Annotated in this window: 24 protein-coding genes; 19 read left to right on the top strand and 5 right to left on the bottom strand. The window is 36.0% G+C overall.

All coding sequences use genetic code 11. The annotated features are described in order from the left end of the window. Positions 1-56: 56 nt before the first annotated feature. A complete protein-coding gene (locus ABJ955_RS01220; protein WP_347372782.1) occupies positions 57-539 on the bottom strand; it encodes a PA2169 family four-helix-bundle protein in 483 nt (160 codons plus the stop codon). Between the two features lie 187 nt (positions 540-726). Between ABJ955_RS01220 and ABJ955_RS01215 the strand changes: the two genes are divergently transcribed. Further along, positions 727-1,926: an FAD-dependent oxidoreductase gene (locus ABJ955_RS01215; RefSeq protein WP_347372781.1), complete on the top strand. Its 1,200-nt coding sequence runs from the start codon at positions 727-729 to the stop codon at positions 1,924-1,926. An 18-nt stretch (positions 1,927-1,944) separates the two neighbouring features. Then, positions 1,945-2,466: a YetF domain-containing protein gene (locus tag ABJ955_RS01210; RefSeq protein ID WP_347372780.1), complete on the top strand. Its 522-nt coding sequence runs from the start codon at positions 1,945-1,947 to the stop codon at positions 2,464-2,466. A gap of 163 nt (positions 2,467-2,629) precedes the next feature. Here the strand turns inward: ABJ955_RS01210 and ABJ955_RS01205 are convergent, their stop codons facing one another. Then, positions 2,630-3,187 (bottom strand): adenylosuccinate lyase, encoded by a 558-nt coding sequence (locus ABJ955_RS01205; RefSeq protein WP_347372779.1) that lies wholly within the window; start codon positions 3,185-3,187, stop codon positions 2,630-2,632. A 1-nt stretch (position 3,188) separates the two neighbouring features. After that, a complete protein-coding gene (locus ABJ955_RS01200; protein ID WP_347372778.1) occupies positions 3,189-3,869 on the bottom strand; it encodes an NAD-dependent deacylase in 681 nt (226 codons plus the stop codon). Between the two features lie 84 nt (positions 3,870-3,953). Between ABJ955_RS01200 and ABJ955_RS01195 the strand changes: the two genes are divergently transcribed. The 12 genes from ABJ955_RS01195 to lepB all read left to right on the top strand — a co-directional run bounded on the left by ABJ955_RS01195 (position 3,954) and on the right by lepB (position 15,513). Continuing rightward, a complete protein-coding gene (locus tag ABJ955_RS01195; RefSeq protein WP_347372777.1) occupies positions 3,954-4,619 on the top strand; it encodes an RNA methyltransferase in 666 nt (221 codons plus the stop codon). 24 nt (positions 4,620-4,643) lie between these two features. Further along, positions 4,644-5,216: a non-canonical purine NTP diphosphatase gene (locus ABJ955_RS01190; protein WP_347372776.1), complete on the top strand. Its 573-nt coding sequence runs from the start codon at positions 4,644-4,646 to the stop codon at positions 5,214-5,216. A gap of 340 nt (positions 5,217-5,556) precedes the next feature. Continuing rightward, on the top strand, positions 5,557-7,392 hold the full coding sequence (locus ABJ955_RS01185; RefSeq protein WP_347372775.1) for a DEAD/DEAH box helicase: 1,836 nt from the start codon (positions 5,557-5,559) through the stop codon (positions 7,390-7,392). A gap of 129 nt (positions 7,393-7,521) precedes the next feature. After that, positions 7,522-8,127 carry a GNAT family protein gene (locus ABJ955_RS01180; RefSeq protein WP_347372774.1) on the top strand — a complete coding sequence of 202 codons (606 nt, stop codon included), beginning with the start codon at positions 7,522-7,524 and terminating at the stop codon, positions 8,125-8,127. Positions 8,128-8,191: 64 nt separating this feature from the next. After that, positions 8,192-8,956, top strand: a complete 765-nt coding sequence (locus tag ABJ955_RS01175; protein ID WP_347372773.1) for a carboxypeptidase-like regulatory domain-containing protein — start codon at positions 8,192-8,194, stop codon at positions 8,954-8,956. A gap of 67 nt (positions 8,957-9,023) precedes the next feature. Beyond that, positions 9,024-9,779: a 2'-5' RNA ligase family protein gene (locus ABJ955_RS01170; RefSeq protein WP_347372772.1), complete on the top strand. Its 756-nt coding sequence runs from the start codon at positions 9,024-9,026 to the stop codon at positions 9,777-9,779. A gap of 68 nt (positions 9,780-9,847) precedes the next feature. Continuing rightward, positions 9,848-10,729: an SDR family oxidoreductase gene (locus ABJ955_RS01165; protein ID WP_347372771.1), complete on the top strand. Its 882-nt coding sequence runs from the start codon at positions 9,848-9,850 to the stop codon at positions 10,727-10,729. Between the two features lie 200 nt (positions 10,730-10,929). Then, entirely contained in the window at positions 10,930-11,700 is a 771-nt protein-coding gene (locus tag ABJ955_RS01160) for an AAA family ATPase (RefSeq protein WP_347372770.1), read from the top strand. After that, the gene (locus ABJ955_RS01155; protein ID WP_347372769.1) at positions 11,701-12,600 is read left to right on the top strand and encodes a ParB/RepB/Spo0J family partition protein; all 900 of its coding nucleotides are present in this window, start codon (positions 11,701-11,703) and stop codon (positions 12,598-12,600) included. It begins immediately after the preceding gene. Next, positions 12,590-13,171: a DUF5683 domain-containing protein gene (locus ABJ955_RS01150; RefSeq protein ID WP_347372768.1), complete on the top strand. Its 582-nt coding sequence runs from the start codon at positions 12,590-12,592 to the stop codon at positions 13,169-13,171. Before ABJ955_RS01155 ends, ABJ955_RS01150 begins: the two co-directional genes overlap by 11 nt. Before the next feature lie 7 nt (positions 13,172-13,178). Then, positions 13,179-13,883, top strand: a complete 705-nt coding sequence (gene dapB / locus ABJ955_RS01145; RefSeq protein WP_347372767.1) for a 4-hydroxy-tetrahydrodipicolinate reductase — start codon at positions 13,179-13,181, stop codon at positions 13,881-13,883. A gap of 64 nt (positions 13,884-13,947) precedes the next feature. After that, positions 13,948-15,513, top strand: coding sequence for a signal peptidase I (lepB, locus tag ABJ955_RS01140; RefSeq protein WP_347372766.1), 1,566 nt, complete (start codon positions 13,948-13,950; stop codon positions 15,511-15,513). A gap of 61 nt (positions 15,514-15,574) precedes the next feature. On the opposite strand, the gene ABJ955_RS01135 is transcribed toward lepB, so the two are convergent. Continuing rightward, positions 15,575-16,693, bottom strand: coding sequence for a PQQ-dependent sugar dehydrogenase (locus ABJ955_RS01135; protein WP_347372765.1), 1,119 nt, complete (start codon positions 16,691-16,693; stop codon positions 15,575-15,577). Positions 16,694-16,808: 115 nt separating this feature from the next. Between ABJ955_RS01135 and ABJ955_RS01130 the strand changes: the two genes are divergently transcribed. The 3 genes from ABJ955_RS01130 (at position 16,809) to ABJ955_RS01120 (ending at position 20,360) form a co-directional block, all read left to right on the top strand. After that, positions 16,809-17,303, top strand: coding sequence for an acetyl-CoA carboxylase biotin carboxyl carrier protein subunit (locus ABJ955_RS01130; RefSeq protein ID WP_347372764.1), 495 nt, complete (start codon positions 16,809-16,811; stop codon positions 17,301-17,303). Beyond that, positions 17,299-18,738, top strand: coding sequence for an acetyl-CoA carboxylase biotin carboxylase subunit (gene accC, locus ABJ955_RS01125; RefSeq protein ID WP_347374345.1), 1,440 nt, complete (start codon positions 17,299-17,301; stop codon positions 18,736-18,738). Before ABJ955_RS01130 ends, accC begins: the two co-directional genes overlap by 5 nt. An 80-nt stretch (positions 18,739-18,818) precedes the next feature. Then, positions 18,819-20,360, top strand: coding sequence for an acyl-CoA carboxylase subunit beta (locus ABJ955_RS01120; protein WP_347372763.1), 1,542 nt, complete (start codon positions 18,819-18,821; stop codon positions 20,358-20,360). A 6-nt stretch (positions 20,361-20,366) separates the two neighbouring features. On the opposite strand, the gene ABJ955_RS01115 is transcribed toward ABJ955_RS01120, so the two are convergent. Beyond that, positions 20,367-21,167, bottom strand: coding sequence for a sulfite exporter TauE/SafE family protein (locus ABJ955_RS01115; protein ID WP_347372762.1), 801 nt, complete (start codon positions 21,165-21,167; stop codon positions 20,367-20,369). Between the two features lie 254 nt (positions 21,168-21,421). On the opposite strand from ABJ955_RS01115, the gene ABJ955_RS01110 reads away from it, so the two are divergent. Beyond that, entirely contained in the window at positions 21,422-22,543 is a 1,122-nt protein-coding gene (locus tag ABJ955_RS01110; RefSeq protein WP_347372761.1) for a mechanosensitive ion channel family protein, read from the top strand. Positions 22,544-22,883: 340 nt separating this feature from the next. Then, positions 22,884-24,938 (top strand): polysaccharide lyase family 7 protein, encoded by a 2,055-nt coding sequence (locus ABJ955_RS01105; protein WP_347372760.1) that lies wholly within the window; start codon positions 22,884-22,886, stop codon positions 24,936-24,938. Positions 24,939-24,994: the final 56 nt, after the last annotated feature.

The raw sequence follows: 24,994 nt of genomic DNA, 5'->3' as shown, positions 1-24,994 counted from the left end.
TTCTTCTTCTTCTTCTTCATCTTCATCTTCATCTTCTTCTTCATTGCATTCTGCTACTATTCTGCTTCGGCAAGATCTTCAAGCGTTTTTACCCTACTTAATGTATTGTGTATTTCAGAAGCGTGTCTTTGTACAACCTCTGAGATATTTGGAGGGAAGTTTTCATTTTTCAATTTATTGGTATATTCTTCCCAACTTGCTTTTTCACCACGAATACATTCTTCGAGCACAGCTTCGTCTTCATTCCCTGACACAGCGCTTTTTATATCTATCCAAGTTCGGTGAAGATCTCCCGTTAAACTTCCGCTTTCTTTAGGGTGTTCATTAAGATTGCGAATAGTTTGAGTTAACTCATTTGTAAAACGGCTTCTTTGCGCTGCCTGTTGTTGTAAAAAGGTTTTTAATCTAGGATTTTTAGCATCTTTCATAGCTTTAGAAAACCCTTTTTCAGCGTCATAATTTTTTTCTAAAAGCTCTTGAAGATTATTAACCAGCTGATCATGGTTTTTTTCTTTTGCTTTTTCAATTGTAGTTTTCATAGTTTGTGTTTTTTTATTTGTTATAAAGATACTTTTCATAACAGCGAAAAGTTCTTATAAAATTCTTAATTAAGAAGGGTTTAACGGGAGTTGTTAATTTTTTTTCATTTTAAAGTTTGAAGTAATAAAATATTATTAAAATGATATTTCTCCACTAACATATTGCTTAACTTTCAATAAAAAAAATATGGATATACGTTCAAATGAACCCTTTTGGCTTGTTAAAAATTCTCTTTTAGAAAGCTATCCATCTCTGCAAAAATCACTCGCAACTGATGTTTTAATTATTGGAGCTGGAATCACGGGGGCACTTATGGCTTTTAAGCTTATAGAAAGTGGGAAAAAGGTTATTATGGTAGATCGTCGTGATGTAGCAAACGGTAGCACCGCTGCGAGTACTTCCATGCTTCAATATGAAATTGACATCCCTCTACACGAATTAATTAAACAAGTGGGTTTAACATCTGCAGTTTCTAGTTATCAAAATTGTGAAAAAGCAATTAACGACCTAAAAAGTATCTGTGATAAAGTGAAAAGTAACTGTGGATTTGAATTTAAAAAAAGTGTGTATTTCACTTCAACAAAGAAGGATATTTCGTTTCTTAAAAATGAATTTGAAGTAAGACGTAGCCATGGTTTTGATGTAAAATGGTTAACTAAAGATGCGTTAGAAAAGCTTGGTTTAAAGGCATTTGCAGCAATAGAATCTAACTCTGGCGCTGTAATGGATGTATATACATTAACAAACGACATATTAAAATATTGTAGTGAAAAGGGATTGGAGATTTATGATCGTACCGAGATTAAAGAAGTGAAATCTAAAGGTGATAGTATAATCGCATCTACCCGAAATGATTATACAATACAAGCGATTGATGTGGTTCACTGCACTGGATATGAAAGTACAACAACACTAAAAGAAGCTGTTGTATCCTTAAAAAGCACATATGCATTGGCTTCAGAAGCATTTACTAAATTACCAAATGCTTTTAAAAACAGAATTTATTGGAATACAGATTCTCCGTATTTATACTTCCGAAGTACGGAAGATGGACGAATTGTAATGGGGGGTGGTGATCGCGATTTTAAAAATGCAATTCGTAGGGATGCGCTGCTTCCTAAAAAGGAAAAAGAACTGCAAAAAAGGTTTGAAAAATGCTTTCCAGACATACCTTTTATAGTTGATTACTCTTGGGCGGGTACTTTTGGTGAAACTAAAGATGGATTGCCTTATTTTGGAAAGCCAAAGCCTGAAATTAAGGAACATTATATACTTGGTTTTGGAGGTAATGGAATTACTTTCAGTGTAATGGGGATGGAGGCGCTATTAAGTTCTATAGATGGTACCCCCCACCCTTTTTTAGAATACTATAAATTTAATAGATGAAAATAAAAATATAAAACTATGGAAAAACTATTTGAAGCATCCCCTAATTCATTAATTTTAATTGTACTCTCTGTTCTGGGTATTTATGTGGCAACTATATTTTTTACACGATTTGCCGGCAAACGAAGTTTTTCAAAAATGAGCAGTTTTGACTTTGCAATGACTGTAGCTATTGGCTCCATTATTGCTTCTACAGCCTTGACGCAATCAATTAGCTTGCTGCAGGGAGTGGTGGGTTTGGCAATAGTATATATACTTCAGATTTCGGTAGCAATGTTGAGAAGGTATGATTTTGTTCAAAAACTAGTGGATAATACACCCTTGCTTTTAATGGATGGTGAAAAAATTCTTTATCAAAATCTTAAAAAAGCACGTGTTGCTGAAACAGATTTACGATCTAAACTTCGGGAGGCAAATGTTTTAAAACTTTCAGAAGTGCGTGCTGTAATATTCGAAACTACAGGCGATATCAGTGTGCTTCATACTAAAGATACTTCTGTTGAGCTTGAAAATTGGTTGCTTAAAGATGTAACGCAATAAAATAGCTAAAACTTCAAGTAGTCAATATCTCACGTTTTTACGATCAACACTTAAGGTGTTTTTTTTCATTTTAAAAAAATGAATGAACCTTTTAGCTGTTTCAAATTTACTTGTCTTTACAGCTTAAAATTTGAGTGCTTAAACTAAGTAGAAAATGTTTCTATTAAAGATGTTTTAAGATGTTTTTTGCTCTAGCTTTATATCCAGCACTTTGATGGTGAATATGCTGCTGTAGTATTACTTTTAGTTCTGGGTGAATCCATTTAATTTCATTTCCTAAATAATAAAGGGATAACATAGCATGTGCTTGGCAAGCTACTTTTTTGTTGGTAATTAACCAATCAAAAGAACACTCTGTCATGATGTTTTTATGACTTTCATTTAAAGAGTTTATCACCAAAGTATCTTTGTTTTTGTAACACCGAATAGTCAATAGCTCACATATTTTTGCCAAGGAACGCAATGCAGATTCATGCGTTACTCTTGGAAGGTTTTCAAAAAAATAATCAAGATGCGGAAGTAATAATTGAATCTTATCAATGCATACAAACTCTAAAACCCAAGCCGCTTTAAAATTTATATCGCCGTCGTTTTTAAAACAAAATTCAAGTAGTGCGGGTAAACATTTTGGATTAGAAAGCACCCAATGTGCAGCTTCCAAGCGGTTTTTTCGGTAAGCTTTTAAGTAGTTTAGTTTTTCAAATAATTTTTCCGGAGCCATTTTACTCAATTTCAGCTATCAATTTTACAACTTTTGGAACCCCAGTTGAAGCATTTTCAGGAAAAACAGTGATTCTTTTGGTTTCTGAAATTGACGGTTTTGGGTCTACAAAATAAATATGCGTATTCTCTTTTGAATATTGTACCAACCCAGCCGCAGGATATACTTGCATGGAAGTTCCCACAATGATAATACTATCTGCTTGTGCCACAATTTCAGCAGCTTTTTCAATCATCGGCACCATTTCACCAAACCAAACAATATGGGGACGCAGCTGATGGTTGTTTTCACAGCAATCGCCTATGTTTAAATCTTTATTCCAATCTAAAACCAGATCTTCATTAAAGGTGCTCCGTACTTTTAGTAATTCTCCGTGAAGATGGATAACGTTAGTGCTACCAGCGCGTTCATGCAAATCGTCTACATTTTGTGTGATAATTGTTACATCGTGTGTTTTTTCAAGTGCTGCTAAAGATTTATGTGCTAAATTTGGTTGCACTGTTAAGAGTTGTTTTCTTCTTTGGTTGTAAAAATCCAGTACCAAAGCAGGATTGCGTTGAAAGCCTTCAGGAGAAGCAACTTCCATAACATCATGCCCTTCCCATAAGCCATTACTATCTCTAAAAGTATTTATACCACTTTCTGCGCTCACGCCAGCGCCTGTTAATACTGCGATTTTCATTTTTATATTTTAAACATTGCATTGCTACCCATTACTGCCAACTGCGTACGATTGATTATCTTCGCTTAAAATTAACTATTTTCTTTGGATTTAGCATTGTTACAATACCTACAAACGTACCTGACGGAGCGTAGAAAAAATCTTTTTCAAAAAGTGCTTTTAGATAGAACACGCCATTTTACAGTGGTTACAGAAGATGTATATCAACTTCATAACACCAGTGCAGTAATGCGAACCTGCGATGTTTTTGGAATCCAGGATTTGCATGTGGTTGAAGAAAAGGTAAGCAAACGGATTGATAAAGAAATTGCAATGGGCGCACAAAAATGGGTCGATTTTAAAAGATATAGTTCCATAAAAGATTGTATTTCAAACTTAAAAAATTCAGGTTATCAGATTATTGCGACTACGCCACACACCAATTCTACGATGTTGCATGATTTTGATGTTACCAAAAAAAGTGCTTTTTTCTTCGGAAAAGAAACCGATGGATTGAGTGATACAGTGATGAATGCAGCAGACGGATTTTTAAAAATCCCGATGTATGGTTTTACCGAAAGTTTAAATATTTCCGTTTCTGCGGCAATTATACTGCAAAGTGTGGTTTCACGAATGAAGCAAACAAATATTGATTGGCAACTTTCCGAAACAGAAAAATTTGAAATTGAAATGCAATGGCTTCAAAAAACCATTAAAGCTTCAGGTGAAATTATTGAAAGATATATTGCTGAAAAAACAGCCAATGACTAAATTTTTAATACTCAATACTCAATTATGAAACTCGTCTTCGCTACCCATAATAAAAATAAATTTACGGAAGTAAAAGCAATGCTTCCACACCATATTGAATTGTTGAGTTTGGATGATATTGGCTGTAATGAAGATATTGAAGAAACTGGAGAAACGATTGAAGACAATGCTATTTTGAAGGCAAATTACGTGCGTGATACCTATAATTTAAACTGTTTTGCGGACGATACAGGTTTAGAAGTACAATCTTTAAACAACGAGCCGGGGGTTTATAGTGCGCGATATGCGGGTGTTTCTCACGATTCAAATGCAAATATTAAAAAATTACTTTCTAATTTAGAAAATAAAGAAAATCGTTCTGCAAGATTTAAAACAGCCATTGCACTTTCATTGGACCACGAAGAAGTTATGTTTTTAGGTATTTGTGAAGGGGAAATAATTAAAGAATTGCGTGGCGACTCAGGTTTTGGCTACGATCCAATTTTTCAACCCAAAGGTTTCGATAAAACGTTTGCAGAAATGACACTTCAGCAAAAAAGTGAAATAGGCCATCGCGGAAAAGCTATGCGCAAGTTGATCGATTATCTCTCTAAATAAGTTGGCAGTATTCAGCTGCAGTTTATAGCTAAAGGTAACACGGATTATTGAGGCTTGTGTGGTTTCATATTGCAGGTTTCCTTAGCGGTTTTCACTAATTACCAAAACTACTGACTGCCACTGCAAACGGTAACTTTTTAAACATTTCACAAAAAACTGCCAACAACCGCTGCTAACTGAAAACTTTAGCTTACTTTTGCGCCCTTGAAAAAGCCATAGTTTATAACTTGGTTTTTTTAAGAAAAATCCTCAGGGTGAGGAGTGTTATAGTGAAGCTGTCCGTTTATTATATGTCCAGTAGCTTCCCATTAGCACACATATAAAAACTTTATTAAATAAAATGACAGCATTTAAAGCACTCGGCTTAGAAGAAAATCTTCTTAAAGCCATCGCCGATATGGGTTTTGAAACTCCTTCGGAAGTACAAGAAAAAGCAATTCCAATTCTTTTAGAGCGTGAAACCGATATGGTTTCCTTAGCACAGACAGGAACTGGAAAAACCGCAGCATTTGGTTTTCCAATGTTGCAAAAAATAGACGTAAACAGTCGCACTACTCAAGGGCTAATCCTTTCTCCAACGCGCGAACTTTGTCTTCAAATTACAAATGAAATGATAAGCTACGGTAAATATATGCCAGGGCTTAATGTTACTGCTATTTATGGTGGTGCAAGTATTACAGATCAAGCGCGCCAAATTAAAAAAGGGTCACAGATCATAGTGGCTACCCCGGGGCGAATGAAAGATATGATTGGCCGAGGGTTGGTAGATATTTCTAAAATTGAATACTGCGTTTTAGATGAAGCCGATGAAATGCTTAACATGGGGTTTTATGAAGATATTACTGAAATTCTTTCTCATTCGCCAAAGGATAAAAGCACCTGGCTATTTAGCGCTACCATGCCGAAAGAGGTTTCTACAATAGCTAAAAAGTTTATGCATACGCCTGTAGAAATTACTGTGGGTACTAAAAACGTGGGTTCAGACCAAGTTACGCATGAATATTATTTAGTGAACGCACGTGACCGTTACAATGCCTTAAAGCGTTTGGCAGATGCAAATCCAAATATTTTCTCAGTAATTTTCTGTAGAACAAAACGGGATACCCAGAAAGTTGCCGAACAACTTATTGAAGATGGCTATAATGCAGCAGCAATTCACGGAGATTTAAGTCAAAACCAACGAGATTTGGTGATGAAATCATTCCGTGCACGCCAAATACAAATGCTAGTTGCAACAGATGTAGCGGCTCGTGGTATTGATGTAGACGATATTACACACGTTATAAATTACCAATTACCAGACGAAATTGAAACCTACACACACCGAAGCGGACGTACTGGACGTGCTGGTAAAACTGGGGTTTCAATAGTTATTGTTTCTAAAAGTGAAGTTAGAAAGATAAGAAGCATTGAAAAAATTATTCAAAAGCAATTCGTTGCAAAAGAAATTCCTTCGGGAATGGAAATTTGTGAAGTGCAAATGTTTCACTTAGCAAATAATATAAAAGACACACCGATAAACCACGAAATTGACGCATATCTTCCAAATATCAATGAAGTTTTAGAAGGTTTCACAAAAGAGGAACTTATTAAAAAAGTATTTTCAGTTGAATTTACACGCTTCTTAAATTACTATAAAAATAGTAAAGATCTTAATATTTCTGGAGAACGTAATTTTTCAGAAGAAGATTCAAAAGATAGCACGCGTTATTTTGTGAACATTGGTAATAAGGACGATTTCGACTGGATGAGTTTAAAAGATTTCCTTCGTGATTTACTTCAATTAGGAAAAGATGATGTTTATAAAGTGGATGTAAAAGACAGCTTTTCATTCTTTAATACAGATACTACCCACCAAGAATTGGTGATGGGTATATTTAAAGACTTTAAGCTTGATGGCAGACAAATTAATATTGAAATTTCAAAAGACACTGGCCGTAAAAATAGAGGCGGCGGTGGCGGCGGACGCGATCGTGGTAAAAGAAGAGGGGATAGAAGTGATCGTGGAGGCTTTAAAGGAGATCGTGGGGATCGCGGGGACCGAAAAGGTGGTTTCAAAAAACGAAGCAGTAGTTCAACTGGTGGCGATAAACCTGCTTTTAAAGGTAAAAGCCGAAGAAGTGGCGACCGTCCAGATACAAAAGGAACTGGGGGAAGACGTAGAAGAAGGGATTAACTTTTTTTTAGTTAAAAGCGCTTTTGTTTAAAGAAAATGAATACTCCTTTTAAACTTTAGCATCACTTTAACGTCTATATAATTATATTTACGGGCCTTTAGTAAAGAGGCCCGTATTTTTTTAAGCATATGCAAACCTTCAACTTTCTGCAGGAATATACATTAGAAAACGATAGTGTTCGGCTCAGCCCGTTGCACCATCAAGATATTGATAAATTGCTCCTTTTTTCAGAGCATGAGCCTGAGCTTTGGAAATATTCACTGCAACCTGCCAATGGGTTAGAAAACCTAAAAACCTATGTAGCCTTTGCGCTTCAGAGTAGAAAAGAAGAAACTTCCTATCCTTTTATTGTTTTTGATAAACGTACACAGGAAATTGCTGGTAGTACCCGTTTTTATGATTTTCAGAAAAAACACAATACTGTTCAACTTGGTTATACTTGGTATGGCAAGAAATTTCAAGCGACAGGTCTCAATAAACAATGCAAGTTATTGATGTTAGAGTTTGCTTTTGAAACCCTAGGTTTGGATCGTGTAGAGTTTCGCGCAGATGCCACCAATGCACGCAGTATCGCCGCTATGAAAAGTATTGGTTGTACTGTTGAAGGTATATTACGAAGCAATTGCGCAGCATTAAATGGCAGAAGAGACAGTATCGTTTTAAGTATATTAAAAGAAGAGTGGTTTGGTGGTGTAAAGGAGAATTTGATGCTTAAACTACACACAATAACCTAAATAAAATTGAAAATGCAAGGAACTTTTCACTTCACTGAAATTTTTCCTTATATTAAAACCTTGTATGAAAAATAGTATCCTACTTATTGCCTTTCTTTTTATCGCATTAAATTCCTTTGCTCAAGATCAAAACATAATCAAGGGAACCGTAATGAATGATGCGGACGATAAATTGCTAGAAAATGTAAACATTGTAAACCTGAACCAAGTTATAGGGACAACCACTAACGAAAAAGGGGAATTTACATTAAGTGCAGCGGTAAATGACACCTTGTTTTTTTCATACTTAGGGTTTAAATCTTTGCGTGTTCGTGTAACAAATGACTGGCTTCGATTTGGAGATATTAAGGTAAAAATGACCGAACTGGGTATTGCATTGGAAGAAGTCGTGATTAAACCTGTTGAATTAACAGGTTATGTAGAAATTGACGCAAAATTGATTCCTATTTATGATAATTATCGGTACAGGATTTCAGGCTTAAGTACAGGCTATGAAGGCGGAAGCAATCAACCCGGGGCTGTTAGTAAGGTGCTAAGTTCTATTTTTAACCCAGCAGATTTTTTATATCATGTTTTCGGAAAACGACCGAGGCAGATGAAAAAACTTCGTAAAATGAAGGAAGATGACGAAATACGAAACTTACTTCAAAGCAAATATGATCGTGAAACACTGATGGCGGTGTTGCAACTGGAACGTATAGATATAGACGAAATATTAAATAAATGTAGTTATTCAAAAGATTTTATTCGAACTGCAAACGATTTGCAAATCCTTGATGCCATTAGCGGTTGTTATGAAGAATACAAGATTTTGAATAGGGATAAATAATGTTTTTTACTGTTTTTTTATCTGCAACCTATTTCCATTTAGCCTATTTTCACTAAAAATTGATCCTATGGGCCAAATCATGAACGTGGAGCATAATCTCTTAACTACCCACGCTACAAAAGATATTTATTCTGGAAATTACCAGTCAGTATATTGCTTTATACTACTTAGTATAATGATTTTCGCTTGTTCCCCGAAGAAAGAAAAAGTAATTGCAGTTGATGTCCTTCTTACTCCTTCAGAAGAAATGTATGCTCAGGCTATTCAGTTAAATACAGCAATATTTAATAATAATACAACTACAATCAAGCTTGATAAAAATCATATTCCACATATTACACTTCTTCAATGTTTTATTAATGAAAATGATTTACCTGAAATTAGTAAAGTCTTAGCAGGCTTGTTTAATACCATAGCTCAAGATTCACTTATGGTAGAGAGTTTTTATTATGCTGAAGAACAAGAAGCGAGTTTCGCTATGCTAAGATTGGCAAAAACCGAAGCATTGATGCAACTCCACAAAAAAACGCTTGAGCTTTTAAGTCCGTTTATTGTTAAAAATGGTTCGGAAGCTGCTTTTGTGCAAAACCCAGACGGAAGTCCTATCAGTGAATTTACAGTGAGTTATGTTCCGGAATTTGTTGAAAAATACAGTTTTAAAAACTACGACCCACACCTAAGCCTCGGTGTTGCGCACCTGAAACTATTAGACAGTTTAAAGCAAAACGTTTTTAAACCAATTAACTTTAAAGCCGCAACCTTAGGTGTTTATCAACTCGGTGATCACGGCACTGCACAGAAATTGTTGTGGCAGTATGAATAGTATTAGGTTTATTAATTCAATTATTATTTTGTTTAATTATATGTATTTTTACATTTCAAATTAAAACCATGAATTACACTTCAAAAATGCTCCGCGATGATGCGCTAAAAGGAAAAACAATAGTTGTAACTGGCGGAGGAAGCGGCCTCGGTAAAGCAATGACCACCTATTTTTTAGAACTAGGTGCAAATGTGGTAATTACTTCAAGAAATATTGAAAAACTTCAAGCTGTAAAAGAAGAACTTGAAAGTGCAACTGGCGGGAAGGTACTTCCTGTGCAATGTGATGTTCGTAATTATGAAGAAGTAGAAGCAATGGTAAATGCTTCCATAGCTGAATTTGGAACTGTCGATGTACTGCTTAATAACGCTGCGGGAAATTTTATATCTCCTACAGAAAGGCTTTCTGCCAATGCTTTTGATACCATTATAGATATTGTTTTAAAGGGAACAAAAAATTGCACACTTGCCTTTGGAAAACATTGGATCGAGAAAAAAGAAACCAATAAAACGGTGCTAAATATAGTAACTACCTATGCATTTACAGGCTCGGCTTATGTAGTGCCTAGTGCTACGGCAAAAGCGGGAGTATTAGCAATGACGCGCTCTTTGGCTGTTGAATGGGCTAAATACGGAATGCGCTTTAACGCAATTGCACCAGGGCCATTTCCTACAAAAGGCGCATGGGATAGATTGTTGCCAGGCGAGTTAAAAGAAAAATTTAATCCAGCAAAAAAAGTTCCTGTTAAACGTGTTGGAGTACATCAAGAATTGGCAAATTTGGCAGCCTATTTGGTTTCTGATTTTTCATCGTATATTAATGGTGAAGTTGTTGTTATAGACGGTGGCGAATGGCTAAAAGGAGCTGGGCAAATGAATCTCTTAGAAGAAGTTCCACAACAAATGTGGGATATGTTGGAAGCGATGATTCGCGAAAAAAAGTCTAAATAATAAAAACTAAAAAGCCACCATAATTCAATAAGAAATATATTTTGAAATTTTAATAAATAAGGAGTGTTTCTATCTTTGAGTTTTAAATTTTGAAAATTAGGATTTCCATGAAGCGGAATTATTGACTTGATGTTAACAAAAATCATTTTCTATCCACATAATTAATCGTACTTTTAACTGCTAAAATTCCAAGTAAATTAATGGGTAAAATTATTGCAATTGCAAATCAAAAAGGAGGCGTAGGCAAGACTACGACCTCAGTTAATCTGGCCGCATCTCTGGGTGTGTTGGAAAAAAAAGTTTTACTCATAGATGCTGATCCTCAGGCTAATGCTACGTCTGGCCTAGGCATAGATGTAGAAAGTGTGGAGGTAGGCACCTATCAGTTGCTTGAGCATAGTGCAACAGCAAAAGACGCCATTGTTGCTACAAATTCACCAAACCTAGATTTAATTCCATCCCATATAGACCTTGTTGCTATTGAGATTGAATTGGTAGATATGGAGAACCGGGAGTATATGCTCAAAAAAGCGATTGAAGATCTTAAAAAGGATTACGATTATATTCTTATAGATTGTGCGCCATCGTTAGGTTTATTAACTTTAAACGCGTTAACAGCAGCAGATTCTGTAATCATCCCGATACAATGTGAATATTTTGCTTTAGAAGGGCTTGGAAAATTATTAAACACCATTAAAAGTGTTCAGAAAATCCATAATAAAAACTTAGATATTGAAGGACTTTTACTAACAATGTACGATCAACGTTTGCGCCTTTCAAACCAAGTGGTTGATGAGGTGAAAAAGCATTTTGATGAAATGGTTTTTGAAACAATCATTCAGCGGAATGTACGTTTAAGTGAAGCGCCTAGCTATGGGGAAAGCATTATCAGTTATGACGCTGCTAGCAAAGGAGCCGATAATTATTTAAGTTTGGCGCACGAATTAATTCAGAAAAACGAAAAGAAATAAATGGCGAAAGCGACCAAAAAACAAGCCTTGGGACGAGGACTTTCAGCACTGTTGAAAGACCCTTCAAATGATATAAAATCTGTTGCAGACAAAAATGCCGATAAAGTAGTTGGTAGTATTGTGGAGCTGGAATTAGGAAGTATTGAAGTAAACCCTTTTCAACCACGTACTAGTTTTAATGAGGATTCGCTTCGCGAATTGGCTTCATCCATAAAAGAACTTGGTGTAATTCAGCCAATAACGGTTCGTAAGCTTGATTTTGGAAAATATCAATTGGTAAGTGGAGAACGTCGTTTTCGTGCTTCAAAATTGGTAGGTCTTGAAACGATTCCTGCATACATTCGTATTGCAAATGATCAGGAATCACTTGAAATGGCTTTGGTTGAAAATATCCAACGCCAAGACTTAGACCCTATTGAAATTGCCCTTTCCTACCAACGTTTAATTGAAGAAATAAACGTAACTCAAGAAGAATTAAGCGATAGAGTAGGGAAAAATCGTTCAACAATCGCTAATTACCTGCGTTTATTAAAACTGGATCCAATTATCCAAACAGGAATGCGTGACGGTTTTATAAGTATGGGCCACGGTCGTGCCTTAATTAATATTGACGATTTAAGCGACCAATTGGATATTTATGAAAAGATTTTAAGCCAAAACCTTTCTGTGCGAGATACAGAAGCTTTAGTGAGAAGTTTTAAAAATCCAGACCCAAAGGCTACACCTAAAAAAAATGAAACACCACCTTTTGCAAAAAAAGCAACAAAAGAGTTGATAGATCTTTTTGAATCCTCTGTGGAAGTAAAAGTTTCAAAATCTGGTAAAGGACAATTAGTAGTTCCTTTTAAAAATAAAGAAGACTTCGAACGTATTTTGAAGCTAATCAAGAGTGAAAAATAATTTCATATATATCTTTCTGTTAATTTTTGCCATACCTTTGTTTGCGCAAACAACCGATTCGCTTACCGTAAAAAAAGACGTAAAAGTTATTGTGGTGAACGATTCCTTAAAGCCAAAAGTAGAATACAATCCGTTGGCGCCCGCCCGTGCTGCATTTTATTCTGCTGTGGTTCCTGGTTTAGGACAAGCATACAATAAAAAATACTGGAAAATCCCTATAATTTATGCTGGAATGGCTGCTGGTGTTTATTTTTATAAACAACAAGATGAGGAATATGACCGTTTTAGAAATGCCTACAAAAGAAGACTTGCCGGCTATGAGGATGATGAGTTTCAAGGAATTTCTGATGATCGGTTGATCAATGCCCAAAAATCTGCCCAGAGAAATAAAGATGTTAGCATAATTGTTACAATAGCTTTTTATCTTTTAAATGTTGTTGATGCCAATGTAGATGCGCACTTACAGCAGTATGAGGTTAGTGACGACCTTTCACTTCAACCAAATTTCGATTATAATCAATTTAATGCAAAACCACAATACGGTATGTCGCTAACGTACCGTTTTAAATAATTTTAAAATGAAAATAGCCTTACTTGGTTACGGAAAAATGGGTAAAATCATTGAAAAGCTGGCGGTAGAAAGTGGTCATTCCGTAGTGTATAAAAGTATGAGTAATGGAGCCGAAGGAACTCTTGCAGATGCCGATGTGGCAATAGAATTTTCTTCTCCTGAGGTTGCAGTTGAAAATATTTCAAAAGCATTAAATGCTGAAATCCCTATTGTTTGCGGGACAACTGGCTGGTTGGAAAATTTTGATGAAATGCTAAACTTATGTGAAAAGCGTAACGGAAGTTTTATCTATGCGTCCAATTTTAGTGTTGGAGTAAATTTGTTTTTTAGCATAAATGAATACGCTGCAAAATTGATGAAGCCTTGGAAAGAATTTGATGTTTCGGTTGAAGAAATACATCATCTTGAAAAGAAAGATGCACCAAGTGGAACGGCAATTACCATTGCAGAAGGCATTTTAAAACACATTGATAAACAAGACTGGAAGCTAAACACTTCCGAAGAAAATAGTTTAAACATCGTCGCAAAAAGAGAAGAAGACGTAAAAGGAACGCATACAGTTTCATATACTTCTGCGATAGATACTATTTCCTTTACACACGAAGCACATTCACGCGAAGGTTTTGCAAAAGGCGCAATCTTGGCCGCAGCATGGTTGCAGAACAAAAAAGGGGTGTTTACAATGAAAGATGTTTTAGGAATCGAGGATTAAAAAATAAGAATTGAAGATTTCCTTTCAATAAAAGAATAAAAAATAACAATAGAAAATTAAGGATATGAGTTGGACAGGTTGGTTAATATTTTTTTTGATAGTTCAGGTAATCCATTTTGCAGGAACATGGAAGTTATACCAAATTGCTGGTAGAAAAACTTGGGAAGCTGCGGTGCCAGTTTATAATTCCGTTGTATTAATGAAGATAATTAACCGCCCAAGTTGGTGGACTATTTTACTCTTTATACCAATTGTAAACCTTATTATGTTTCCTGTTATTTGGGTGGAAACCCTGCGGAGTTTTGGTCGAAATTCAACGACAGATACCATCCTCGGAATTGTAACACTTGGACTTTATATCTATTACATTAACTACACCCAAAACGTTACACATATAAAAGATAGAAGCCTAAAACCACGCACTTCAACAGGGGAGTGGGTAAGCTCTATTCTTTTTGCTGTGGTTGCAGCAACCATTGTGCATACCTATGTTATGCAGCCGTTTACGATTCCAACTTCTTCGTTAGAAAAAACCTTATTGGTGGGCGATTTTCTTTTTGTAAGCAAATTTCATTACGGGGCACGAACACCAATGACACCGGTTGCTTTCCCGATGGTGCATGATACAATTCCTGTGGTAAAAGCAAAATCATATCTTACTGAACCTCAAATTCCATATTTTAGAATACCTGGTTTTCAAGATATAAAACACAACGATATTGTAGTTTTTAACTGGCCAGTGGATACAGTGAACGCTTTTCAGCAATATGGAGATGGAAAATATTACTACAAACCAATCGATAAAAAATCGAACTATGTAAAACGTTGCGTAGCCTTGCCTGGTGATTCTTTGGAAGTGCGTGATGGTTATGTTTTTATAAATGGAAAAAAGAACGAATTGCCAGAACGAGCTAGAGTTCAATTTTCGTATGATGTGAAAGTGAATGGTGCTTTAAATCCTGATATGCTTTATAACCGTTATGATATTACTGATAGATATGGTTATAATTCAAAAACAAGTTCTTATAGATTTTCCGCGATTTCAGAAGAATCATTAAATATGCTTAAAAACAACCCCAATGTGGTTGAAATTACGCGCGTACACAACGGAAAAGGTGAGTGGGATCGTGGGATTTTTCCAAACAATCAGAATTATCCTTGGAATAACGACTTTTTTGGTCCTTTATACATCCCTAAGAAAGGTGCAACGGTTTCTATTACCCCAGAAACATTACCGCTATACAAGCGTGTTATTGAAGTTTATGAAGGTAGCGAACTTGGAATTACAAATGAAATTACTCAATCTGGCACCGAAGTTTTATTAAATGGGGAAGTTATTACAGATTATACTTTCAAGATGGATTATTACTGGATGATGGGGGACAACAGAAATAACAGTGAAGATGCCCGAACATGGGGGTTTGTGCCGTTTAATCATGTTGTTGGAAAACCTGTATTTGTCTGGATGAGTTGGGATGGAATTAATAAAAAAGTACGTTGGGAACGTCTTTTTACAACTGTTGGCGGAAGCGGAAAACCAGTTTCATACCTACTATATTTTATTATTGCTGTAGTAGGTTGGTTTGCATTCGATTTCTTTAGAAAAAAGAAAAAAGCAGCTAAAAAATAATAGCTTACCCACGAATACATGAATGTTTATTTTATACTATTTCATGTATTCGTGGCTATATTTACTCAGGAATTAATCTAAAAATTCCTTGCCCTTCAACGGCAATATAAATCAAACCATCTAGTCCCATTTTTACGTTTCGAACACGCCCAATATCCTGTGCTATTTTTTGACGCCCAATTACTTTGTTGCCTTCTAGACTAAGCAATTCTACGTATCCAAACTTTAAAGAACCTACCAATAATTTTCCTTTCCATTTAGGATATTTATCGCCTGTAACAAATGCCATTCCACAAGGAGCTATAGATGGAGTCCAATAATAGATAGGCGATACTATCCCTTCCCTTGTAGCTTCATCAGTGATTTTTGTGCCGCTATAATTAACACCATAGGTTACTAATGGCCAGCCATAATTAGCACCTTTTTTTATAATATTTATTTCATCACCTCCTTTTGGGCCGTGCTCATGCATCCAAATTTCTCCAGTATCGGGATGTTTTGCCATTCCTTGTGGGTTTCTATTTCCGTAGGTGAAAATTGCTTTTTTTGCGTTTGCTTCGTTGTAAAATGGATTGTCTGGAGGGATGCTGCCATCGTCATTTAATCTGTAAATTTTTCCGCCGTCACGTTTTGTATTTTGAGGATTTAGGTCGCGTTCGCCTCTTTCGCCTATGGAAAAATATACATACCCATCATTATCAAATTCAATGCGCGAACCAAAATGTTGCCCAGCTTCGGTATTTGGTTGCGCTTTGTATAGCGTTTCAATATTTGTAAGCGAATTGTTTTTTAGTTTACAGCGAATAAGTGCGGTATGCCCTCCATTTTCAGCTCCTTCTTCAGAAGCGTAGGTAATATAAAGCCAGCCATTTTTAGCGTAATTGGGATGCAATTCAATATCCAATAAGCCCCCTTGACCACTATTAAAAACGTTTGGCGCATTTGCAATCTCGGTTTGTTCTCCTGCATTAAAATGGATTAATCTTCCATCTTTTTCAGTAATCAAAATACTTCCGTCTGGAAGCCAGGCCATACCCCAGGGATTGATCAAGCCTTTTACAACAGCTTCAATTTTATACGATTGTGGTTCTGCTTTTAGCGCAATGTCTTCTTTCTTTTTTGGTTGCGCACAAGACATGTAAAAGACCAATGTGCTAATTATAAAAATGTGTTTATTCATTCTATTTCCTTTCTGCCTAAAGATACTTAACTTGAATTAAATTTTCTTAAATCAAGCATAATTCCTTTTTGCCGAAACCTTAAACAAACCTTATCTTTAACCAAAATTTTAATTTATGGAAGACAGTTATCACCTTTTGGTGAACGAAGGTTATGAGTTTCAATTCAAGCCAGAAGATGCCAATATTATTGACCAAACCAATCTTTCCGAGGCAAAAATACATTTGCTTCACAATCAAAAGTCTTTTTCTGTGGAGGTTTTGGAAAATGATTTTCCCAATAGAAACTACACAATAAAAGTAAATGGCAACCTTTATAAGGTAGCAATTGAAACTGTGCTCGATCAGCTGATTAAGAAGATGGGGCTTTCATTGGGCAATGCTTCAGTTGCAGATGAAATCCATGCGCCAATGCCGGGGATTATTTTAGAAGTAAATGTTTCCGAAGGAAAAGAAGTTAAAAAAGGCGATTTTCTTTGTGTGTTAGAAGCTATGAAAATGGAAAATACACTTACTGCACCTCGTGATGGAATTGTAAAATCTATTACTGTCGCCAAAGGCGAAACGGTGGAAAAAGGAAAATTGCTAATTGAATTCGAGAAAAATGATTAAAAAAATATTGATTGCCAATCGTGGTGAAATAGCATTACGAATAATGAAAACTGCCCGAAATATGGGGGTTAAGACAGTTGCTGTGTATTCAGAAGCTGATAGAAATGCACCGCATGTAAAATTTGCAGATGAGGCTGTTTGTCTCGGACCACCACCTTCAAACGAGTCGTACTTGCTTGGGGATAAAATAATAAAAGTAGCTAAGCAATTGAACGTGGACGCCATTCATCCTGGGTATGGGTTTTTAAGTGAAAACGCTGATTTTGGAGAACAGGTTGAAAAAAGTGGAATGATTTTTATTGGGCCAAAATCATACGCTATTCGCGTTATGGGAAGTAAACTTGCGGCTAAAGATGCGGTAAAAAAATACGATATTCCAATGGTTCCTGGAACCGATGAAGCTATTACAGATGTAAGTGCAGCAAAGGAAATTGCCAAAGAAATAGGTTTCCCTATTTTAATAAAAGCCTCTGCTGGCGGTGGCGGAAAAGGAATGCGTATTGTAGAAAACGCCAACGAATTTGAAGACCAAATGAAACGTGCAATCAGTGAAGCAGAAAACGCATTTGGTGACGGTTCGGTGTTTATTGAAAAATTTGTCAGCTCTCCAAGACATATAGAAATTCAAGTTTTAGCTGATAATTTTGGGAATACCGTATATCTTTTTGAAAGAGAATGTAGCATTCAACGACGGCATCAAAAAGTTGTTGAAGAAGCACCCTCAGCTGTTTTAACACCTGAATTGCGCAAAAAAATGGGGGAAGCAGCTGTAAAAGTGGCAAAAGCTTGTGATTATGTGGGCGCAGGAACAGTAGAGTTTCTTTTGGACGAAAAGCACAATTTTTATTTCTTAGAAATGAATACCCGCTTGCAAGTGGAGCATCCGGTGACTGAAATGATAACGGGGCTCGATTTGGTGGAGCAGCAAATAAATATTGCAAATAACGAAAAACTTTCCTTCAGCCAGGAAGATTTGAAAATATCAGGACATGCCTTTGAGCTGCGTGTATATGCAGAAGATCCGTTAAACAATTTTATGCCAAGCGTTGGGACTTTGGAGGTGTATCGCGCTCCGAGTGGAAAAAATATTCGAGTGGACGACGGGTTTACTGAAGGAATGGACGTGCCAATTCAGTATGACCCGATGCTTTCAAAATTGATTACCTACGGCAAAAATAGAAATGAAGCAATGCAGCTGATGCTTGAAGCCATTGCTGAATATGAAATTGAAGGTGTAAGCACCACGCTTCCTTTTGGGAAATTTGTGTTTGAGCATGAAACTTTCCGAAGTGGAAATTTTGACACCAACTTTGTAAAGAAATATTATTCCGAAGAAAAATTAAAAGCAATCAATCAAGAAGAAGCTAAGTTAGCTGCACTTTTCGCATTGAAAGAATATTTAAAAGATTCCAAAAAACTACGATTACCAAAATAAAACCTTCGTGTTCGCTCTGTCTCCGTGGTGAAAAAGTAACCACAACGACACAGAAACACATAGAAAAAGCAGATACACCTATGACCGATACTAATAAAAAACTGCAAGAAATAATTTCCGAAGCAAAAAAAGGCGGAGGTGAAAAACGAATTGCAAAACAACACGAAAAGAAAAAACTTACTGCCCGCGAACGTGTAGAATATTTACTAGATGAAGGTTCTTTTGAAGAAATGGGAATCTTGGTCACACACCGTACCACCGATTTTAATATGCAAGACGAGGTGTATTATGGCGATGGTGTGGTTACGGGTTATGGAACGATAAACGGACGTTTGGTATACATTTTTGCACAGGACTTTACTGTTTTTGGAGGCGCACTTTCTGAAACTCACGCCGAAAAAATATGTAAAATTATGGACCATGCAGTTCGTGTTGGCGCGCCAGTAATTGGGCTAAACGACTCTGGTGGTGCTCGAATACAAGAAGGCGTGCGCTCTTTGGGTGGTTATGCAGATATTTTTTATAGAAACGTACAAGCTTCAGGTGTAGTTCCGCAGATCTCTGCAATTATGGGGCCTTGTGCTGGTGGAGCAGTTTATTCTCCAGCGATGACAGATTTTACCTTGATGGTACAAGACAGTAGCTATATGTTTGTTACAGGGCCAAATGTGGTAAAAACAGTGACCAATGAAAACGTAACTTCAGAAGAATTGGGTGGTGCACGAACCCACGCTACTAAAAGTGGTGTAACACATTTTACGGCATCAAACGATATTGTTTGTTTAGAACAGATTAAAACATTGTTGAGTTATCTGCCACAGAATAATAAGGCTGTACCTGAGAAACTTCCTTTTGAAGCAAAAGATGAATTTCGTGATGCATTGGAGGCTATTATTCCAGATGCTGCTAACAAACCGTATGATATGCACGAAGTTATAAGGGGTATTATTGATGAAAATTCCTTTTTTGAAGTGCATAGAGATTATGCCGATAATATTATTGTTGGTTTTGCGCGTTTAGGAGGTAGAAGTATTGGGATTGTTGCAAATCAACCCATGAGTTTGGCTGGGGTTTTGGATGTTGATAGTTCAAAAAAGGCGGCACGTTTTACACGTTTTTGCGATTGTTTTAATATACCACTATTGGTATTAGTTGACGTTCCAGGGTTTTTACCAGGCACCGATCAAGAATGGAATGGAATTATTTTGAATGGGGCAAAATTACTATATGCTTTAAGTGAAGCAACTGTGCCACGGGTTACCGTAATTACCCGAAAAGCATATGGTGGTGCTTACGATGTTATGAATAGCAAGCACATTGGTGCAGATATTAATTATGCTTGGCCTACTGCCGAAATAGCAGTTATGGGAGCGAAGGGAGCGAGTGAAATTATTTTTAGAAAAGAAATTGCAGCAGCAGCAGATTCAGCCTTAAAACTTTCAGAAAAAGAAGCAGAATATGCTGAAAAATTTGCCAATCCTTTTAAAGCAGCACAACGTGGATTTATAGATGAAGTAATTCAACCGCGGGAAACACGAAGAAAGCTAATGAAAGCATTTAGCATGCTAGAGACAAAAGACATTTCAAGACCGAACCGAAAGCATGGAAATATTCCGCTGTAAAAGATACTAGCCGTAAAATTCTTTAAAAATGATATAAATTCCCATTAATAAGACAAACCAACCAAATGCTTTTTTGAGTTTTTTGCCATCAATAAAGTTGTTAAGCCAAATACCAAGGAAGATACCTGCTACGGATAGCGCAGTGAATTTCAATAGAAAACCCCATTGAATTGTTAAGGTTTCAACGTCGCCTATAAAACCAACTAAGGAGTTTATTGCAATAATAAGCAGCGAAGTTGCAACTGCTTTTTTCATGGGTAATTTTGCTAAAAGCACCAAGGCAGGAATAATTAAAAAACCACCTCCAGCACCAATTGAACCGGTTACAAAACCAAGCATAATAGCTTGAATAATAATTTCTGGGTAGTTATAGGAAATGGGTGTCTTTATTTCGGGCTCTGGTTTTTTGTTGCGGATCATTGTTATGGATGCTAAAAGCATCACAAGAGCAAAGAAAATCATAATTCCAATGTTTTTGGTTACCACAAAATCATTGATTATAAATAACTCATTAGGCACGGCAGGAATTATAAAGCGCCTTGTTAAATAAACTGAAATAAATGCAGGAGTAGCAAAAATAAGCGCGGTTTTAAAATCCACACGTTTTTTTGGAATATTTCTAATGGCACCTACCAATGCGGCAGTTCCTACAACAAAAAGGGAATATGCAGTTGCGACAACAGGGTTTAGCGAAAATAGATAAACCATTACTGGAACAGTTAAAATAGAGCCGCCACCGCCTATTAAACCCAATACAACGCCAACAAAAAGTGCGCCTATGAATCCCAAAATTTCAATAGATTCCAATCGTCATTGTTTTTTTTGAATTAAATTCTTTACAAGAATAATCATTAATTTAAGGAACTGGAAATTCAAAGTAGCAAAATATTAGCAGGCTATAAACTTTGTATCATGAAGCTGTTAAGTTATTTTGGATTTGGATGTTTTCATTTAGTACTTTTGAACCAAGACGCGATTGTTTTTTCTAGGTGAAATAGCAGCGCTTTTATATGAATGTTATACTGATTAGCGACACTGATGCAGTAGTAATATATTAAACTATGGGAGAATTTTTTGAAACATATCGTCCGCAGCTTATTTATGCACTTATTGTGGTGCTTTCTGTTCTTCTATTGCGGTTTCTGACCAATCTGTTGTATAAATGGTTGCTTAAGCAAGAATTAAAAAAATACCCAAACGAGAAGCCTAAAGCAGTAAATTGGGTGAAACGAATTTTGAATGCCTTATGGTTAGTTTTAGGTGTTATAGCCTTAAGTTCACTAATTGTAAATGAAGATAAATATGATATACTTAAGCACAATTTTAAGCTGATACTTTATTTGGGGATACTTTCAATAGTAACGATCGTTGGCGCCGCTTCGGCAAACTTATGGTTTCGAGTAAGTATAAATCGAAAAATTCAAAACGCGGAAGACCCTACAAGTTTTAAATTTTTGCGTTATATCGCTGTATTTGGAATTTATATAACAGGAATTCTTTTTGCGCTTTTGGCTTTTCCTTCTTTAGAAGGAATTGCAAAAACAGCACTCGGGGGAGCGGGAGTAATTGCTTTAATTGCAGGTGTTGCTTCACAAGAAGCCTTGTCAAATCTAGTAGGTGGTGTGTTTATTATTTCATTCAAACCTTTTATTATCGGCGATATTATTAAAGTAACAGACACCATGGTTGGGACGGTTGTAGATATTACGCTTCGGCATACAGTAATTAGAAATTTTGAAAATAAAATGATTGTTATTCCCAATGCTATCATTAACAAAGAGAAATTGGTTAATTACAACCTTGGGGAATTAAAAATCTGTGAGCGAATTGAAATAGGTGTTGCTTATGATAGCAATATTGATCTTGCAAAAAAAATTATGCAAGAAGAAGCCCAAAAGCATCCATTGATTTTAGATAACCGTTCTCCTACAGATATTTTAAACGGAAACCCAGTAGTTCGCGTTTCTGTTACGTCGTTAAATGATTCTTCAGTTACAATTCGTGCTTGGGCATGGGCACGTAATTATTCAGAAGCTTTCGATATGCGCTGCGAATTATTGGAAGCTATTAAAAAACGATTTGATAATGAAGGAATAGAAATTCCATTTCCGTATAGAACGGTGGTTTTAAAGAAGGAAAAAGAAACGCACAAAAACCACGATGCTGGTCAAACTGCTGAGTAATTAGGAGTTTACGTGGTTTTAAAGCCTGTAAATAAATTCTAGATATTAACTTGCTATTCTGTTGATGTTAATACTAATTTTTTTTGTTAACCACATTATAATAGTTGTTAATTTTTGAATTATTTTTTAAATAAAAATAATCCCTTTCTACTATATACAACAATGACTACTCATAGATAGTTTTAATCTAAAACCTTTATTTGTTTTGTGAGGTGTCATAAGCTTGGTATTTCAATTTTCTATAAAAGATTAATTCTAAAAATTTGGAGATTTAATTAAAAATCACATATATTTGGTAAACCAATCTGGTTAACCAAATATTTTAATATCTTATTATCTTATGAATTCTAATATATATAAATCTTCCCTCAGCCTTTATCCTTTTGTGATGGTTGCCTTGTTATTTATTTCGAGCTGTGCTGAAAACAAAAAAAAATCTTCTGTAGACAACACTGAAAATTCAGTAATAGGGACTAATGCAAATGACGTCATACCATTTTTTCAGCATTGGAACTTAATCTTAGGTGACGGTACAAATGCAGGTCAGGCTATAAACTACGAAAACAAAAATTTCTTTTATACCACTAAAGAGGGTAAAGAAAATTGGGTGGTATATAAAACACCCAATGCCGGAAATACCCATGGCACTTCAAACAACACTAGAACCGAACTGGCGCAACTTAAAAAATGGTTGCCAACTAACGATGCCAAAATGAATGCTACCCTTAAAGTTATGAATGTTTCAAACACTGGCGATGCAAGTGTTGCATCAACATACGCTGTAGTTGTAGGGCAGATTCATAGTGCAGACGGTCATGAGAATGAGCCCTTAAAGATTTTTTACAAGAAATTTCCGGGCCATGATAAAGGCTCTGTCTTTTGGAATTATGAAATCAATACTGCGGGGGATGATAATTCGAAAAGATGGGATTATTCGTATCCTATTTGGGGCTACGATTTTTCTGTGGTTGGCACAACTAAAGATACTTATCCGCCCGAACCAAATGATGGGATTACTTTGGGGGAAGAATTTAGTTATGAAGTAGCAATTAAGGATGGCATAATGCATTTAACCTTTACTAGTGAAGGGCATGAGACTAAAACTTTTACTAAAAACTTAACCAAATCTGAATACACCAAGAGCTCAAGCATACCGCAACAAACCCAACATTTGTTTGTTCCTATTGGTCAGGATGGGGTAGAACGTGAAGATGGATATGCTAATGAAGGTCTATTTTTCAAACTAGGATGTTACAATCAAACAAACGGTAAAGACCCTAAAGTAAACAAGGTTTGGTGTTCTGGTGCCGAAACCCATGGTGGTGATATTCAAAAGCAATATGCTGATGGTAATTATGCTGAAGTTTGGTTTAAATCTGCAAGTATCGAAATTAGTGATCACGCCATATCGAATGCAGGTTATTTTGAAGCAAATGATGGCTTAAGTCAGAAAATTGTTTATCCAAATGAAGTAATTTCTTTTATGGATAAATTTAAAATACTAATGGGTAATGGAACGACGGTAGAAGAACTTACGGAATTTGAAGACAAAGACTTCTTTTATACGGTAATTGATGGTACAAGGCGGTGGGTGGTATATAAAACACCAAATTCAGGCGTAACTTCTCCAAATTCTAGCAATACAAGAACAGAGTTACAAGAAAAAAGCGAATGGACGCCAGAAGAAGGGGGGCGGCTAACTGGCACTTGCAAGGTCATGCAAGTATCTATATCTGGTGATGCAAGAGTAGCTGCTTCTTACGCTGTGGTTGTTGGGCAGATACATAGTGGAGAAGGTCATGAAAATGAACCCTTAAAAATTTTCTATAAGAAATTTCCTGGCCAGGATAAGGGATCGGTATTTTGGAACTATGAAATTAATACAGCAGGTAATGATAATTCTGGTAGATGGGATTATTCAACTGCAGTATGGGGGCACGATATGTCTGTGATTGGAAAAAGTAAAAATGACTACCCCGCTGAACCCAAAGATGGAATAGCATTAGGGGAAGAATTTAGTTATGAAGTAAATGTATATAAAGGTATTATGTATCTCACTTTTAAAAGTGAAAATCACCAAACAAAAACATTTACTAAAAATCTAATAAAATCTGACTATGTAAATCAATCAGACCTGCCAACTCAGGTGAGGAGATTATTCGTGCCTATTGGGCAAGATGGAACCGAAAGTGCTACTGCTTATAGTGGGGAGTTGGGTTATTTTAAACAAGGGGCTTACAACCAAACCAATGGAAAAGACCCGAAAGCAAATATGGTTTGGTGCGCAGGTGCAGAAACGTATGGAGGTGATATAGCTAAGCAATATGAAAATGGCTGTTACGCAGAAGTTTGGTTTAGGGAAGCAACAGTTGGTCCAGGTGTGCCACAGCAATAAATTTCGTAAAAAGCATATACAAATCTATAAATAGACTAATCTTAAATATATAAAAT

It is taken from the genome of Aequorivita sp. Q41 (genome assembly GCF_039831855.1).
In the GTDB taxonomy this organism is placed as follows: domain Bacteria; phylum Bacteroidota; class Bacteroidia; order Flavobacteriales; family Flavobacteriaceae; genus Aequorivita.
The sequence above is the reverse complement of the archived record's forward strand: the minus strand, read 5'-3'. Positions and strand labels throughout refer to the sequence as shown.

Excerpts from the sequence above, each read along its gene's own strand:
- ABJ955_RS01215 (WP_347372781.1), top strand. The coding sequence starts at position 727 with ATGGATATACGTTCAAATGAACCCTTTTGGCTTGTTAAAAATTCTCTT.
- ABJ955_RS01200 (WP_347372778.1), bottom strand. The coding sequence starts at position 3,869 with ATGAAAATCGCAGTATTAACAGGCGCTGGCGTGAGCGCAGAAAGTGGT.
- ABJ955_RS01180 (WP_347372774.1), top strand. The coding sequence starts at position 7,522 with ATGCAAACCTTCAACTTTCTGCAGGAATATACATTAGAAAACGATAGT.
- ABJ955_RS01155 (WP_347372769.1), top strand. The coding sequence starts at position 11,701 with ATGGCGAAAGCGACCAAAAAACAAGCCTTGGGACGAGGACTTTCAGCA.
- ABJ955_RS01165 (WP_347372771.1), top strand. The coding sequence starts at position 9,848 with ATGAATTACACTTCAAAAATGCTCCGCGATGATGCGCTAAAAGGAAAA.
- ABJ955_RS01210 (WP_347372780.1), top strand. The coding sequence starts at position 1,945 with ATGGAAAAACTATTTGAAGCATCCCCTAATTCATTAATTTTAATTGTA.
- ABJ955_RS01135 (WP_347372765.1), bottom strand. The coding sequence starts at position 16,693 with ATGAATAAACACATTTTTATAATTAGCACATTGGTCTTTTACATGTCT.
- ABJ955_RS01105 (WP_347372760.1), top strand. The coding sequence starts at position 22,884 with ATGAATTCTAATATATATAAATCTTCCCTCAGCCTTTATCCTTTTGTG.
- ABJ955_RS01175 (WP_347372773.1), top strand. The coding sequence starts at position 8,192 with ATGAAAAATAGTATCCTACTTATTGCCTTTCTTTTTATCGCATTAAAT.
- ABJ955_RS01120 (WP_347372763.1), top strand. The coding sequence starts at position 18,819 with ATGACCGATACTAATAAAAAACTGCAAGAAATAATTTCCGAAGCAAAA.
- ABJ955_RS01185 (WP_347372775.1), top strand. The coding sequence starts at position 5,557 with ATGACAGCATTTAAAGCACTCGGCTTAGAAGAAAATCTTCTTAAAGCC.
- ABJ955_RS01170 (WP_347372772.1), top strand. The coding sequence starts at position 9,024 with ATGGGCCAAATCATGAACGTGGAGCATAATCTCTTAACTACCCACGCT.
- ABJ955_RS01220 (WP_347372782.1), bottom strand. The coding sequence starts at position 539 with ATGAAAACTACAATTGAAAAAGCAAAAGAAAAAAACCATGATCAGCTG.
- ABJ955_RS01110 (WP_347372761.1), top strand. The coding sequence starts at position 21,422 with ATGGGAGAATTTTTTGAAACATATCGTCCGCAGCTTATTTATGCACTT.
- ABJ955_RS01130 (WP_347372764.1), top strand. The coding sequence starts at position 16,809 with ATGGAAGACAGTTATCACCTTTTGGTGAACGAAGGTTATGAGTTTCAA.
- lepB (WP_347372766.1), top strand. The coding sequence starts at position 13,948 with ATGAGTTGGACAGGTTGGTTAATATTTTTTTTGATAGTTCAGGTAATC.
- ABJ955_RS01205 (WP_347372779.1), bottom strand. The coding sequence starts at position 3,187 with ATGGCTCCGGAAAAATTATTTGAAAAACTAAACTACTTAAAAGCTTAC.
- ABJ955_RS01190 (WP_347372776.1), top strand. The coding sequence starts at position 4,644 with ATGAAACTCGTCTTCGCTACCCATAATAAAAATAAATTTACGGAAGTA.
- ABJ955_RS01160 (WP_347372770.1), top strand. The coding sequence starts at position 10,930 with ATGGGTAAAATTATTGCAATTGCAAATCAAAAAGGAGGCGTAGGCAAG.
- dapB (WP_347372767.1), top strand. The coding sequence starts at position 13,179 with ATGAAAATAGCCTTACTTGGTTACGGAAAAATGGGTAAAATCATTGAA.